The following is a 13,727-nucleotide window of genomic DNA, read 5'->3' on the forward strand; positions in this document are numbered from 1 at the left end:
ACGGTCTCGTCGTCAGCCCCAGCAGTTCTCGAGGCCCCAGGCGCTGTCCTTGGAGTCGAGCCCGGAGACGGGCTTGTCGGTGATGAGCTGTGCGCCGGTGTCGTTGAACCCCGACGGCTTCGTCCCGTCCTTGGCGTACGCCGCGACGGCCTTGACGCCGTTGGTGGCCATGAGGCCGGGGAACTGCATCACCGTGGCACCGATCTGCCCGTCCTTGATGGCCTGCACGCCCGCGCAGCTGCCGTCGATCGAGCCGATGGTCACCTGGTCGGCCAGCCCGGCGTCCTTGAGCGCCTGGTAGCCGCCGCGCGCCGCGGGCTCGTTGATCGTGTACAGGGAGTTGATGTCGCGGCTGCGGGCGATGAGGTTCTCCATCGCCGCCTGCGCCTTGTTCTGGTCGCCGTTGGTGTTCTCCTTGCCGACGATCTCCGGTGAGTTCTCCTGCAGGCCCATCCCGGTGAGGAAGCCCTCGTGGCGGAAGGTGTCCACGGTGCCGCCTGGCGTCCCGTCGAGCATCGCCAGCTTGGGCGCCTTGTCCCCCAGCGTCGCCTTGACCCACTTGCCCTGGAGCTCCCCGGCCATCCGGTTGTCGGTCGCGAACGTCGCGTCGACGGCGTCGGCGGGGTCGGTGGCGGTGTCGAGGGCAATGACGACGACGCCCTGGTCGCGTGCCTGCTTGATGGCCGCGAGGATCCCGGAGGAGTTGTTCGGCGTGATGAGGATGCCCTTGGCGCCCTGGGACACGAGGTTCTCGATGGCGGAGACCTGGCCCTCGTTGTCCCCGTCGAACTGCCCCGCCAGCGCCACGAGCTTCAGGCCCGCGGCGTCGGCCTCCTTCTGCGCGAACTCCTTCATCTTCACGAAGTAGGGGTTCGTGTTGGTCTTGGTGACCAGCCCGACGACGGCGCCGCCGCCACCGCCGCTCGCGCTACCCCCGCTCGGGGAGGAGGACGGGGTCGACGACCCGGAGCACGCGGCAAGGAAGAGTGTGCCGGCGAGGACCGCACCGCCGCCGGCCCGAACAAGGCGTCCTGCGTTGAACCGACGAGCGTGCGACATGGCGGCCCCCGACCGTGGTCTCCCGGGCGCCGTTGCCCAGGACCTGGCCGTCAAGGTAGGCCTGGCCGGGGAATTGGTCAACAAGTGTTGCCGTGGACGACTGGGTGAGCCCGGCGCGCTGACGCCAGCGGTCGGCCAGCCCCCGCCGCGGGCCTCCGACGGCGTGTGACCGAAGTGCTCCTTGAACACCCGGGAGAAGTGCTCTGGGACGAGAACCTCCACCGCGCGTTGATGTCCGCGATTCAGGTGCATAGCCCGGCGCAGCCGGAGAAGATCTCCGGGATCTTCCTCGCCTCCGACCGGGCCAGCTTCGCCACCGGCGGGGTGTTCACGGTCGACGGCGGGCAGACCGCACACTGAGGCTCATCGGTCCTCGTTCGCGATGCGTTCCCTGCGCCGCCGTCGCTGCGGGAGGACGTCGGCGCCGCGTCGTGCGCAGCGCGGCGGCACCGCAGCGGTGGCCTCAGAGAACGTGGTCGCCGATGAGCCGGTTGAGGCCGCGGATGTCCACCCCACGGGCGAACTCGAGCTTGACCCGGCCCAACCCGCTGAACCACAGCTCCATCTCGGAGTCGAGGTCGAAGACGCCGGCGGTCTCCACGGAGAATGCCTGGATCCGGCTGTACGGCAGGGAGGTGTAGTCCTTCTTCTTGCCGGTCATGCCTTGGACGTTCAGCGCGATGAGGCGCTTGTTGGTGAAGGTCACCGAATCGCGGATCCCCTTGAAGGCGAGGTGGACGACCTCGTTCTCGATGAGGATCGGCGCGAGCTCTTCCCGCGCCGTGGCAACGTCCCACGCACCGAGCTTGATGTAGGACGCGTTCTGGAAGTCGATAACGGGTGCTCCTCCATTTTGGTGAGGGCATAACCGTATCGCTCGCGGCTCGCCTCCGGCCGCGAGAACATGCCAGCCATGGTCGAGCTTCCGAACCCCAACCCCACGGCCCTGTACGGCTGCATGGGGCTGGGCGGCACCTGGGACACCACGGAGTACGGCACGGCGGAGATCGAACGCGCCGCGGCGGCCCTCGAGGCGGCGCTGGACTCGGGCTTCACCTGGTTCGACCACGCCGACATCTACGGACGCGGCAAGGCAGAGGCGGTTTTCGGAGAGGTCGTCGCGCGCTGGCCCGGACTGCGCGAGCGGATCGTCATCCAGACCAAGTGCGGCATCCGCCTGCCCGGCGGTGACCGTCCAGGCCTGTACGACGTCCGCCGCGACACGATCTTGGAGCGCGTGCGCGAGAGCCTGCGGCGCCTGCGCATCGACTACCTGGACGTGCTGCTCCTGCACCGCCCCGACCCCCTCGCCGATCCGGCCGAGATCGCCGGAGCGCTGACGCTCCTTCACGAGGAGGGACTCGTCCGGCAGTTCGGTGTCTCCAACATGAGCGGCCAGCAGATCGGCCACCTCCACGCCCACCTCGACCTTCCACTGGTGGCCAACCAGCTCGAGATGAGCCTGCACCGGCGCGACTGGCTCGAGGCCGGGGTCCTGGTCAACACCGCGGAGGCCACGAGCAACGGCTTCCCGCTCGGCACACTGGAGTACTGCCGTGAGCACGGCATCGCCCTGCAGGCGTGGGGCCCGCTCGCCCAGGGCCGCTATACCGGCCGGCCCGAGACCGCGGCCGACGACAACGCCGCGCAGCTCGTCGCCTCCCTCGCCGCCGCGAAGGGCACCACCCCGGAGACCGTGGTCCTGTGGTGGCTGCAGCGGCACCCCGCCGGCATCGCGCCCGTGATCGGCTCCAAGAACCCCGACCGCATCCGCGCGTGCCGCGACGCCGTCACCGGACAGCCGCGGCTGACGCACGAGGAGTGGTACGACCTCTGGATCGCTGCCCGGGGCGCGCCGCTGCCCTGAGACGGTCGCCAAACTAAACCGTGCTCCGTTCCCTCATACCCGGCCACTGCTTCGCCGATTCGCTCCGGAACTTTTGACCAGCACGATGGATAGCCAGCCCCAACCCACGGTTACCGGGCTGCCAACGCTCGCGAGAACTGTCGACCGTAGTGCGAAGACCACGGCGCCGTGAAGTCCACCGCCATTAAAAAACATGACAGAAGACGAGAACTAAGCCCAGTCAACGCTATAGGATCATCCGTATAGTAGCCCTTGACACGGTGCTCGAAATACGACGGAAAGTGCTTTCCGTTTACCACGGATGCGAAGCCATCGGAACGGGTAACGTTACGAAACCTTGCGCGCAAATACCTCTCTCTGTCAATAGCATTTTGCACGCGAGACCTCACACGTATGGTTTGCAAAGCAGAAGCTATGCCAGCGGCGTCTACACGACCATACGTGCCTGCATTGACTGCCGACTTTCGGGAGGGCGCGGCACCCGTACCAGCCTGGAGCCCTGCGTCCAGGATGCATAGCTCGATCCAGTCAGACCAAAGCTCTCCAAGTTGCTCCTGCCAGTCACCAAGCGCAGTGACGAGCGCCTCGGCCTCAATTCTAGTCAGCGAGAGCGCTCCCGACATTGCGCGCACACTGTCGGCCACCATGAACACTTCGGCCTCGACGTTGTAATTTTTCGTATACACGAGATGAGGAGACCGGCGACGCACCCGACCTAAGACATGATCAAAATCTCGGTCGACACAACAGAGGACCGAAACTTTTGTAACACGATTCTCTTGGGACAACATTTGACGGCGACGGAGATAGTCGTGAAACTCTATGACACCGGCCTTGCCCCTTGTATGCCTCAACCCTGAAATTTGATCGATGACATAGACTTCGTACGTTCCATCACCCAACCGAGGGTCAGCACCCGCGAGAGCGCCGAAAAAGGACGGATCGATTTCACGGCCTTCCACAATCAGGAATGCACGCTTCCGCGACATGCCGATCCTACGCGCGAGCGATGCCTTCGACCGCATCAGACGCCTCATAGCTCGAAGATTTCCCTGTCCGGCACATTTGCCATAACTTCTGGACTATGAGTCGCTATAATCACTTGCGCCTCTGAATTCAACACACGCATATTTTCGATGAGGTCCTGCTGCCAGTCGACATGGAGTGACAACTCCGGCTCGTCGACTATTACGGAATTCTGCCGCGCATTGGCCGTCTCCAGTAGTAGCAGCAGGAGTTGCTTCTCGCCAGACGAGAGCCCGGTGACCGGAATCTCTACGTCGCCGGCGCGGATGGTTAGGCGTCGCCCACTGATGTCGATTGCTTTGTTACCAGACATCATTGCGGACAGAATGTCTTGCAACCTACGCTGAGGAAGATTTGCGATCTCGATCCCGCGCTGCACCTCCGAAATCCTGCCCACAATGGCGCGCAATTGGCCATCTTCCCCATATCGCTGAAGAAAATCCTTCCTGTTGAAGGACGTTCTAAGTCGATGGTTCTGCAAGAAGTTTGTCACCAGCGTGAAACCGGCACGCGGGTCCACGAGAGGAGTTTGATCATCCCGCTCGTCCGGGTTCAGCACAACATCGAGGACGTCGGCGAGACCGCGTTGTTGTACCTCTCTAATGACCATCGACGATCGCGCAACATGCCTCTGCCATAGCGAATCGATAGCGTCCGCGAATGCTTGATCGTATGCCGCCTCATCAAGTAGTTCCCGACGAGGTGGGCGCCTGTCGCCGAAACCACTTCCTCGTTCGGTTATTCGAGAAATCGGGAGATACCCGTGCGAAAACCCTCTACCGTCCAGCTCTTCCGGCTCCGTCGCCCATTGCAGACTGTTCGCTGATTCAAGTAACTCAAATTGCGCGTTAGCATACAGTTCTGGATCGTCGCGGCCGGAGAGCGCATCCTCAAGCCTATCCAACTCACGCAACTTTCGCTTTGATTTCGTTACACTACGTACGACGCGACCTCTTAATTCGGAATGGAATACAACAGTAGCCTTCTCGAATGGGACCCTGACAAGGGGTGCCGCGTCCCCTGTCAGTGCGCTATGGAGTATGCGAAGCAACGAGGTCTTTCCCGACCCGTTCATTCCCCAGAACACGTTCACGTCAGGATTCAGATGGATCGAAACCGGATCTTTACGACCCGCCAAGCCATCAATTCTGAATTCGAGAATGCGGGTCATGTCAACACTACCTAACAGGGAGGGACCAAAGACGAAGCCTAGAATGAGACTTCCAAAAGTTATCAGAGCTGGAGGCACGGGCTGAAGCCGACACGCGCGATCTGCCGTGTGTGTTGAGCGACCTCTCGACAGACTGAGTACGATTCGTACGCTAGATTGTCGGGTTCACAAGAGACCGAAGGTAATCGCGCGTCTCAGAATCGGCCGAGTACAGGAGCGTGCCTCGAAGGCCACGCGTCAGTAGGACCTTGTACACGTGCCTTACCAGACGATCGAATGTGGCGTCATCGACTGTCTTACGCGACTTGAAGTCGGGGTCCTTGTTGAACTCGCGTCGAGAGACCCATCGGTCCTCTCGCCACACGAGATCCGGCCCAATGATGACGCCGTTCCACGAGTATTCGAAGCCCTGTGCGGTGTAAACGCACCCGACCTGCTCGAAACCTGCGGGATCGTACGCCCACAGCCAGGACGGCGGTGCACCAGCGATCGCGCGGTCGCTCTTGAGGTTCCACGGCTTTGACCACGCACCGATTCTGACGTCAGGGACGAGCGAACCATCCTTGTTGGGGTTGCTCCACGGCCAGCAATAGCCAGCAGTCATGCGGGCGTTCTCGCCCGCGTCGAAGCGTGCCCGCAGCCGGCCCTCGAGTTCCTCGACTGAGTTGGCGACATCAACGGAAAACGTGGGCTCATCACGCCAGACAGGCGGCGACCCGTCGGCCTGGGTATCGAGCTCGCTGCGCAGCCCCAGAAGCACATGTACCCACTCGAGGTACTTATCGCTCCCGCCTGATCGGAACTGTCCGTTCAGATCGACCTGAGTCACCGGGATGCCACGCGCGGCGGCGTGCGCCTTGATGTCCGTGGCCGTACCCATCTCCCCTGGTCGCACCACCTGGTGCTCGTCAAGCAGGAAGACGGGCACCCGCGCGACATCGAGCAACTCCTCAACCTGGGGGCGCGCACGGTCGCGCAGCTGCTTGGGCGTGTACCGATTCACTGACTTCTCACGAATCCTGTGGGCTTCGTCGAGAACGACGACGTCGAGGTCGTTAGGCTCCGCCTCCATAAACGAGTTGAAGTACTTGAACAGGCTCTTCGTGCGAGTCGACCCCTTGCCCGCCACCTGCCGCATCGTCTGCGTGAACGACTTCGATCCTGTCGCGTGCAGAACGGTCCGGCCCTGCCGGGCGAGTTCACCGAGAAGCGAGAGAGCGATGACGCTCTTCCCACTACCGGGTGAACCCGTCACCACAACGACGTTCTTCTGATCGGCACGCCGTGCCCTCTCCACGGCGCGCAGGACGAGCTCGTACGCCACACGTTGCTCATCCAGCAGCACGAACTGCTCGCGCTCCTGAATCTCCTTCGCAGCAACACTGAGCAGTTGCTTCGACGGAGCGATGGACGACGAGAGCAGGACGTCGGCCGCATTCCGTCCGGGCTCAGGCGCCAGCCGCGACCTGAGGAACTCGATGAAGTCTCCGCGTCGCTGTCCGGTGAACACACGGCTCATGGGCGTCTGAGGGCGCTCCCACAGATCAGCGACCGTGCCGTCCGTGGCGTTATGCAGGTAAGCCACACCGGCGAGCGGGTCGGGCTCCTCAGCGAGGGCGCGAACAAAGTCGAATAGGTAGCCGCCATACCCCGCGACCTGAAGTCCCGGGTGGAGCGAGGGCCGGTAGGGCGCCGCCACCACGTCCACGAGGGTGTCACTGTCCTCCCAACGTGTGGCGGCGCTCCACTGCTTGAGCTCCACCACGACGTAGCTGGGACGGCCGGTCTTGGGATGAACGCCGGCGAGAATGGCATCAGCGCGCTTGCTCGACAAGGGAAGCCGGTACTCGAGGATCACCTCAACGTCCGTGAGCCCCGCATCGTCGAGGTCCCGAGCAAGGACGGGGAGACTACCGCGCCAGGATCGACGCTCCCCTGGACCTGGGCGCCCCGCTCCCTCGACCACCAGGTAATTCTCCAGCGTGTCCTCGATGACGGAGAAGTCGCTGCGAGCACCGTCACTCAGTGCACGAGCGGCAAGGCGAACGTTTCCCACGAATGTCCCCTGAGCAGCACGAATCAACGTGCGGAGGGGACATATCTGCGTGCAGAAGTCCGTCGAACCGCTTTCGGACCAGGCTATCGGCTTTTGCGGCTGACCCGTCGCGCATCTGATAAGCGGACGCGGCGACGGACGGCCGCGAGCATGGAGATACGGTGACCCTCCGTGGACTACCCGGGCCTCGGCACTCTCATCAACGTCGGCGCAATCGTTGTCGGCGCTCTCCTCGGGATGGCCGTCGGCCAGCGCCTCCCGGAGCGCGTGCGCGACGTCGTAACCGACTGTCTCGGACTGGTCACGCTCCTCGTAGCGGCGCAGTCGGCCATGAGCGTGGCGGACCCCGCGCTCTCCGCTGCCGTCGGCTCCGGCGCCGCCCTCATCGTTCTCGGAGCGCTCCTGATCGGGAGCATCGTGGGCTCTGGCCTGCGGATCGCCGACCGACTCGAGGGCCTCGCCGGCCGGGTCCATGCCTGGACCACCCGACCTGGCGCTGTCCGGCTCGAGGCCTCCGGCGCGCGGCAGCGATTCATCGACGGCTGGCTGACCGCCACCTTGCTCTTCTGCGTCGGCCCGCTGGCGGTGCTCGGCAGCATCTCCGACGGCCTCGGCCTCGGCATCGACCAGCTCGTCCTCAAGGCCGTCCTCGACGGCTTCGCCGCGCTCGCCTTCGCCTCCACCTTCGGCGTCGGGGTGCTGCTCTCTGCGGTATCCGTTGGCGTGTACCAGGGTGCCCTGACCGTCGTCGGGATGCTGCTCGGCTCGGTCGTCCCCGAGGCGCACGTCGCGGCGCTGACGGCCACCGGCGGGCTCATGCTCGTGGGCATCGGCCTGCGTCTGCTGCGCATCCGCGACGTCCCGGTGGCAGACATGCTCCCGGCGCTCGCCGTCGCCCCACTACTCACGCAGGTCGTCGTGCTGTTCCGCTGACGCCCGGCCACGCCGTCGGGGCGTCGCCCAACGCGCCCGGCCGCCGCCACCGTTCAGTGGCGACCGAACCCCTCCCAAGCGAACCCCAAGTGGCGCCCAAGCGTCCTCGGCCACGGTGATCCCACCCGATCACCACCAGACCGAGAGCGAGCTCATGTCCTCCGACATGCCCACCGGCACCACCACCGCCACCGACCTGCGCGCCCCCGGCGCGGGCGCCGTCCACCTGCCCGGCGACCCCGGCTACGACACCGCCCGCCAGCCCTGGAGCATCGGCCACGACCAGCGCCCCGCCGCCGTCGCCGCGCCCACGACCGCCGCCGAGGTCGCCGCCGTGGTGCGCCGCGCCGCGGCCGCCGGGCTGCGCGTGGCCCCGCAGGGCACCGGCCACAACGCCGGCCCCCTGGCCGCCCAGGACCTCAGCGACGTCGTCCTCCTGCGCACCGGCGCCCTGGACGAGGTCACCATCGACCCCGCCACCCGCCGCGCCCGCGTCGGCGCCGGCGTCATCTGGCAGCCGGCCGTCGAGGCCGCCGCCGCCCACGGCCTGGCCGCCCTGCACGGCTCCTCCCCCGACGTCGGCCTCGCCGGGTACTCCCTGGGCGGCGGCATCGGCTGGTACGCCCGGCAGCTGGGCCTGGCCGCAAACAGCCTCACCGCCGTCGAGCTGATCACCGCCGACGGCGAGCTGGTCCGCGCCGACCGGCACGAGAACGCCGAGCTGTTCTGGGCGCTGCGCGGCGGGGGCGGCGGCCTCGGCGCCGTCACCGCCCTGGAGTTCCGCCTCTACCCCATCGACTCCGCCTACGCGGGCATGCTGATGTGGGACGTCGCCGACGCCGAGAAGGTGCTGCGCACCTGGGCCGCCTGGGCGCCCACCGCCCCCGACGAGATCACCACCGCCTTCCGGCTCCTGAAGCTCCCGCCGCTGCCCGAGCTGCCCGAGCCCGTGCGCGGCCGGCATCTCGCCGTCGTCGACGGCGCCGTCCTCGCCTCCGACGAGCGGGCCACCGAGCTCCTCGCCGAGCTGCGGGCCCTGCGCCCGGAGATCGACACCTTCGCCCGCATCCCCGCCCCGGCCGTCACCCGCATCCACATGGACCCCGAGGGCCCCACCCCATCGGTCTCGGACGCCGCCCTGCTCGGCTCGGCACCGGACGGCGCGATCGACGGCCTGCTGGCGCAGATGGGCCCCGGCTCGACGTCCACGCTGCTCATGGCCGAGCTGCGCCAGCTCGGCGGGGCGCTGGGCCGCCGGCACGAGGGCGGCGGCGCGCTCGACCGGCTCGACGCGGCCTTCACCGCCTACGGCGTGGCGATCGCCCCGACCCCGGAGATGGCTGCCGCCGGCGCGGACGACGCCCGCGCGCTGATCGGCGCACTGTCCCCCTGGGCCAACGGCCGCCAGTACCTCAACTACGCCGAGAACGTCGTCGACCCGCGCACCGGGTTCGACGCCGACACCTGGGCGAAGCTGTCGGCGATCCGCGCCTCGGTGGACCCGGGCGGGATGTTCGTGGCTAACCACGCGGTCGGCCGGGAGCCGGCCACCTCCTGACGCATCACTTCAAGACAGGCCACCCGCGCGGGGCGGGACGGGACGCGAAAGCGCCGCCGTCCCTCCCCGCGCGGCCCTATGCTCCGGCGCGTGAGGATCGCCGTGCTCGGCCCGGTGGAGGCGCACCGCGACTCCCCGGTCGACCTCGGCACCCGCAAGCAGCGCGCCCTGGTCGCCGCGCTCGCGCTGCACCGCGGCCGCCCGGTGCCCGTCGACACCCTCGTCGACCTGCTGTGGCGCGACACCCCGCCGCCCGGGGTGGCCGGCACCCTGCAGGCCTACGTCGCCGGGCTGCGCCGCGGCCTCGAGCCGGACCGGCCCGCCCGGGCGCCGGCCACCGTGCTGGTCACCCGCGGGCCCGGCTACGCCCTGGAGCTGGACCCCGCCGACCTGGACGTCGTCGCCTTCGAGGAGGCGGCGGCCGAGGCGCACCGCGCGCTCGCCGGTGCCTCCCCCATCCCCGATGGTGCTCCCGCCGCGCGCCTGACCGGCGCCGTTCTCGACGACGCCGCGGGCCGCCTCGAGGACGCGCTGACGCTGTGGCGCGGCACGCCGTTCGCCGAGCTCGACGACGCCCCGGCCGTGCTGGCCGAGCGGGCCCGGCTGGAGGAGCTGCGGCTGCTCGCCGTCGAGGACCTCGCCGTCGCCCGCCTCGCCCAGGGCCAGCACGGCGCCGCGGCCGCCGAGCTCGAGGCGCTCACCGCCGCGCACCCGCTGCGCGAGCGGCTCTGGGCGCTGCGCGCCGTGGCCCTGACCCGCGCCGGCCGCCAGGCCGACGCCCTCGCCGCGCTCCGCCAGGTGCGCGACCTGCTCGCCGACGAGCTCGGCCTGGAGCCCGGCCCCGAGCTCCGCCACCTGACGACCGCGATCCTGCGCCAGGACCCGGCTCTGGCTTGGACGCCGCCCGCCACCAAGAGCCGCGGCAACAGCGACGCCACCACGAAAGACACCGGACCCGCGCAGCCCGTGGCGACGAGCGAGGCCGCCGCAGGAACCGTCACCACGCAGGACGCCACCGGGCAGGCCAGATCGCGGACGGCGGCAGTCGCGACCGCACCGGCCGCCGCCCCGCTCCCGCACGCCTGGCCCCTGGCCGGCCGCGACCGTGAGCTCGCAGCACTCACCGACCTGCTCGATCAGGCCGGCGCCGGGACGCCCGCCTTCGCCGTCGTCACCGGCGAGCCGGGCATCGGCAAGTCGCGCCTGGTCGCCGAGCTCGCCGGACACGCCCGCCCCCGCGGCGCCCGGGTCCTTATCGGCCGCTGCTCCCAGGACGACGGCGCACCACCGCTGTACCCGTGGGCGGCGGTGCTCGGCGGCCTGGGCCAGGACCTGCCGCTGGGCGTGGGCGAGGAGGACGAGGGCGCGGCCTTCCGCACCTGGGAGCGCATCGTCACCGCGCTCACGGCGGCCGCCGCCGACGCCCCGGTGCTCGTGGTCCTCGATGACCTGCACTGGGCCGACCCGGCCAGCCTGCGGGTGCTGCGCCTGCTGGGCGAGACCGTCGAGACCGGCCGGCTGCTCGTCCTCGCCACCTGGCGCGAAGAGGCGACGGGCGAGCCGCTGGCGGCGGTGGCCGAGACGCTCGCGCGCCGCCACGCGGTCCGCCTGCACCTGGACGGCCTGGAGCGGGACGCGGCCGCCGCGGTGGTCACCGCCGTCGCCGGCACCGCGCCCGACCCGGCGGCGACGGCGGCGCTGTGCGAGCGCACCGGCGGCAACGCGTTCTTCCTCGTCGAGTACGCCCGGCTGGCCGGCGAAAGGGGTGACCTCGCCGCCCTGCTCGCCGAGCCGGACCCGCCCGCGGCGGTGCGCGACGTGCTGCGCCGCCGCCTGGACCGGCTGCCCCAGACGACGATGACCGCGCTGCGGGCGGCCGCCGTCGTCGGGCGCCGGTTCGACCTCGCGACAGCGGCCGCGGCCGCCAGCACGGCGGAGGACGACTTGCTCGACGCGCTCGAGCCGGCCCTGGCCGCGGGGCTGGTGCGCGAGGAGGGCGTCGACTCCTTCGCGTTCGCGCACGCCCTGGTCCGCGACACGCTGTGGGCGACGCTGCCCGCCTCCCGCCGCGCGCGGGTGCACGCCCGGGTCGCCGCCCACCTCGAGCCGGCGCCGGGGCACGAGACGCAGACGGCGCACCACTGGCTGCGCGCCGGACCGAACCATGCCGCCCGGGCGTGGCGCGCCGCCGTCGCCGCGGCCGCCGCCGCCCGCCGGTTGCATGCCCACGACGACGCCGCCGAGCTGCTGCGTTCCGCCCGGGAGGCGCTCGCGGCCGACCCGGGCGCCACCGCGCGGGACCGCTACGCCGTCCTCATGACGCTGGCCGAGGCCCACCGGTGGGCCGGCGACTGGGCCGGGCTGGCGGCCGCCTCCCGGGATGCGGCCGCCGTGGCGGAGGAGCTCGGCGACGTCGAGCTGCTGGCCCGGGCGGCGTGCGCGCCGACCACGGGGGCGCTGTGGCAGCTGGCCGAGGCCGGGATGGTCTCGGCGCTGGCGGTCGCGACGCTGCGGCGGGTCCTCGTCGCCTTGCCACCCGGCGACGGGGCGCCGCGCTGCCGGGTGATGCTCAGCCTGGCCGCCGAGCTGTACTACGCCGCGGACGTGCCCGAGCGGCGCGACCTGGTCGCGGGCGCCCTGGCGATGGCGCGCCGGCTCGGCGACGACGCGCTGCTCCTCGACGCCTACCCGATCGCCTTCGTCGCCCTGTGGCACCCCGCCACGCGCGAGGAGCGGCTGGGCTGGGCCACCGCGGCCGCCCAGCTCGCCACCCGCCTGGGCGACGACCGCGCCGTCGTCCTCGCGTCCTGCCTGCTCGCGGCGGTGCAGGGCGAGCTGGGCCTGGTCGCCGAGATGTGGCGGACGGTGGCGGCGGCGCGCGAGCACGCGACCCGGCTGCGGCTGCCCTTCCCCCTGCTCGTGCTCGACAACCTCGAGCTGCCCTGGCTGGCGATGGGCGGGCGGTTCGACGAGGCCGAGCAGCGGATGGCGGACATCGAGGCCCGGCACCGCGCCGTCTCCCTGCCGCTGACGTCGGCCGCCGTCGCCGGCACGCGCATCGCGCTGCGGATCTGGCAGGACCGCAGCGCCGAGATCGCCCCGCTGCTGCTGGGGCTGGAGGGCGGGTACCTGCCGGTGACCGCCTCGGTGCTCGTGCACGCCCTGCGGGCCGGGGATCGCGAGCGGGCGCGGGCGCACCTCGCCGCGCACCCGGTGACCCTCGAGCACGACACCTGGTTCTCGATGCTCGACTGGGGCATGGCCGGCGAGGCGGCCCTCGGGCTCGGCGACGCCGAGCTGGGCGCCGCGGCCCACGCCAAGCTGGCGCCGTACGCCGGGCAGGTCTGCTGCGCCGGGGGCGGCAACGCCTCGGGCCCGGTGGACATGTACCTGGCCATGGCGGCGTTCGCGGCCGGGCGCTTCGAGGAGGCGATGGCGCACGCGGACCGGGCGGAGGAGCTGTGCGCGGCGTGGGAGATTCCGCTGGCCGCCGCCCGGCTGCGGCGGCACCGGGAGCGGCACGGGTTCTGAGGCGGGGCTCGTTCGTCGGCCGGGCGGACCTCGCACCAGGACGCCGCCGGCGGCATGGCAGCCGCCGTCGGCGAGTCTTCCTCAGCGGACCACCCGCTCCCCCCGGCGGTCGGTCAGCTCACTCCGGCGGTCGGCCGGGTCCGTCCGACGGCCCAGCCAGGCCGCGAGGCCGAGCGTCAGCGCGCCGACGACCCAGAGGTTGAGCTCGGTCCACGCCCAGTGTCCGGCGGCCCGGTCGCCCACCAGCGCGCCGATGAGGACGACGGCGAGCCAGCCGGCCACGACGGCCCCCAGGCCTGCCGCGAACCTGACAGGGGTCGATGCGGCACGGGCCAGGGCGGCGCCGCAGGTGGCCAGGGCGGCCATCCAGGCAGCGAGGCCCAGGAAGAAGAGCGGGTTCTCGAGCGGGCTTCTGTCGAGCCCGCCGGCGACGCCGATGGCGACGGCCTTGGCGGTCCAGGCGCCGGCGGCGAGCAGGGCGGTGGTCAGGGCGATTCGAGTGGTGTTCATGGCGAGAAGACTGGCC

General features: G+C 69.8%; 11 protein-coding genes. 5 read left to right on the top strand and 6 right to left on the bottom strand.

Annotated features, from left to right (window positions below):
- Positions 1–12: 12 nt before the first annotated feature.
- A complete protein-coding gene (locus tag GD880_RS12025; protein ID WP_152231860.1) occupies positions 13–1,059 on the bottom strand; it encodes a substrate-binding domain-containing protein in 1,047 nt (348 codons plus the stop codon).
- Positions 1,060–1,290: 231 nt separating this feature from the next.
- Here GD880_RS12025 and GD880_RS21030 point away from each other — a divergent pair, with 231 nt between their 5' ends.
- Positions 1,291–1,419, top strand: a complete 129-nt coding sequence (locus GD880_RS21030) for a hypothetical protein (RefSeq protein WP_264372281.1) — start codon at positions 1,291–1,293, stop codon at positions 1,417–1,419.
- 103 nt (positions 1,420–1,522) lie between these two features.
- Here GD880_RS21030 and GD880_RS12035 read toward each other — a convergent pair whose 3' ends face one another.
- The gene (locus GD880_RS12035; RefSeq protein ID WP_452176741.1) at positions 1,523–2,128 is read right to left on the bottom strand and encodes a PH domain-containing protein; all 606 of its coding nucleotides are present in this window, start codon (positions 2,126–2,128) and stop codon (positions 1,523–1,525) included.
- Between GD880_RS12035 and GD880_RS12040 the strand changes: the two genes are divergently transcribed.
- Positions 2,018–2,926, top strand: a complete 909-nt coding sequence (locus GD880_RS12040) for an aldo/keto reductase (RefSeq protein WP_152231861.1) — start codon at positions 2,018–2,020, stop codon at positions 2,924–2,926. The genes GD880_RS12035 and GD880_RS12040 overlap by 111 nt on opposite strands.
- Positions 2,927–3,036: 110 nt before the next feature.
- Here the strand turns inward: GD880_RS12040 and GD880_RS12045 are convergent, their stop codons facing one another.
- From GD880_RS12045 to GD880_RS12055, 3 genes are all read right to left on the bottom strand, one after another.
- Positions 3,037–3,915 (bottom strand): hypothetical protein, encoded by an 879-nt coding sequence (locus GD880_RS12045; protein WP_152231862.1) that lies wholly within the window; start codon positions 3,913–3,915, stop codon positions 3,037–3,039.
- Between the two features lie 44 nt (positions 3,916–3,959).
- Complete coding sequence (locus tag GD880_RS12050; RefSeq protein ID WP_152231863.1) at positions 3,960–5,123, bottom strand: AAA family ATPase; 1,164 nt, start codon at positions 5,121–5,123, stop codon at positions 3,960–3,962.
- 151 nt (positions 5,124–5,274) lie between these two features.
- Positions 5,275–7,179 (bottom strand): DUF2075 domain-containing protein, encoded by a 1,905-nt coding sequence (locus GD880_RS12055; protein ID WP_152231864.1) that lies wholly within the window; start codon positions 7,177–7,179, stop codon positions 5,275–5,277.
- A gap of 171 nt (positions 7,180–7,350) precedes the next feature.
- Here GD880_RS12055 and GD880_RS12060 point away from each other — a divergent pair, with 171 nt between their 5' ends.
- The 3 genes from GD880_RS12060 to GD880_RS12070 all read left to right on the top strand — a co-directional run bounded on the left by GD880_RS12060 (position 7,351) and on the right by GD880_RS12070 (position 13,201).
- The gene (locus GD880_RS12060; protein WP_152231865.1) at positions 7,351–8,112 is read left to right on the top strand and encodes a DUF554 domain-containing protein; all 762 of its coding nucleotides are present in this window, start codon (positions 7,351–7,353) and stop codon (positions 8,110–8,112) included.
- A 115-nt stretch (positions 8,113–8,227) separates the two neighbouring features.
- Positions 8,228–9,670 carry an FAD-binding oxidoreductase gene (locus GD880_RS12065; protein ID WP_226909607.1) on the top strand — a complete coding sequence of 481 codons (1,443 nt, stop codon included), beginning with the start codon at positions 8,228–8,230 and terminating at the stop codon, positions 9,668–9,670.
- Positions 9,671–9,760: 90 nt separating this feature from the next.
- Positions 9,761–13,201, top strand: coding sequence for a BTAD domain-containing putative transcriptional regulator (locus tag GD880_RS12070; protein WP_193314477.1), 3,441 nt, complete (start codon positions 9,761–9,763; stop codon positions 13,199–13,201).
- 81 nt (positions 13,202–13,282) lie between these two features.
- Here GD880_RS12070 and GD880_RS12075 read toward each other — a convergent pair whose 3' ends face one another.
- Positions 13,283–13,711, bottom strand: coding sequence for a hypothetical protein (locus GD880_RS12075; protein ID WP_152231867.1), 429 nt, complete (start codon positions 13,709–13,711; stop codon positions 13,283–13,285).
- Positions 13,712–13,727: the final 16 nt, after the last annotated feature.

Source organism: Georgenia ruanii (genome assembly GCF_009193175.1).
In the GTDB taxonomy this organism is placed as follows: Bacteria; Actinomycetota; Actinomycetes; order Actinomycetales; family Actinomycetaceae; genus Georgenia; species Georgenia ruanii.

Excerpts from the sequence above, each read along its gene's own strand:
- GD880_RS12050 (WP_152231863.1), bottom strand. The coding sequence starts at position 5,123 with ATGACCCGCATTCTCGAATTCAGAATTGATGGCTTGGCGGGTCGTAAA.
- GD880_RS12025 (WP_152231860.1), bottom strand. The coding sequence starts at position 1,059 with ATGTCGCACGCTCGTCGGTTCAACGCAGGACGCCTTGTTCGGGCCGGC.
- GD880_RS12045 (WP_152231862.1), bottom strand. The coding sequence starts at position 3,915 with ATGTCGCGGAAGCGTGCATTCCTGATTGTGGAAGGCCGTGAAATCGAT.
- GD880_RS12075 (WP_152231867.1), bottom strand. The coding sequence starts at position 13,711 with ATGAACACCACTCGAATCGCCCTGACCACCGCCCTGCTCGCCGCCGGC.
- GD880_RS12040 (WP_152231861.1), top strand. The coding sequence starts at position 2,018 with ATGGGGCTGGGCGGCACCTGGGACACCACGGAGTACGGCACGGCGGAG.
- GD880_RS21030 (WP_264372281.1), top strand. The coding sequence starts at position 1,291 with ATGTCCGCGATTCAGGTGCATAGCCCGGCGCAGCCGGAGAAGATCTCC.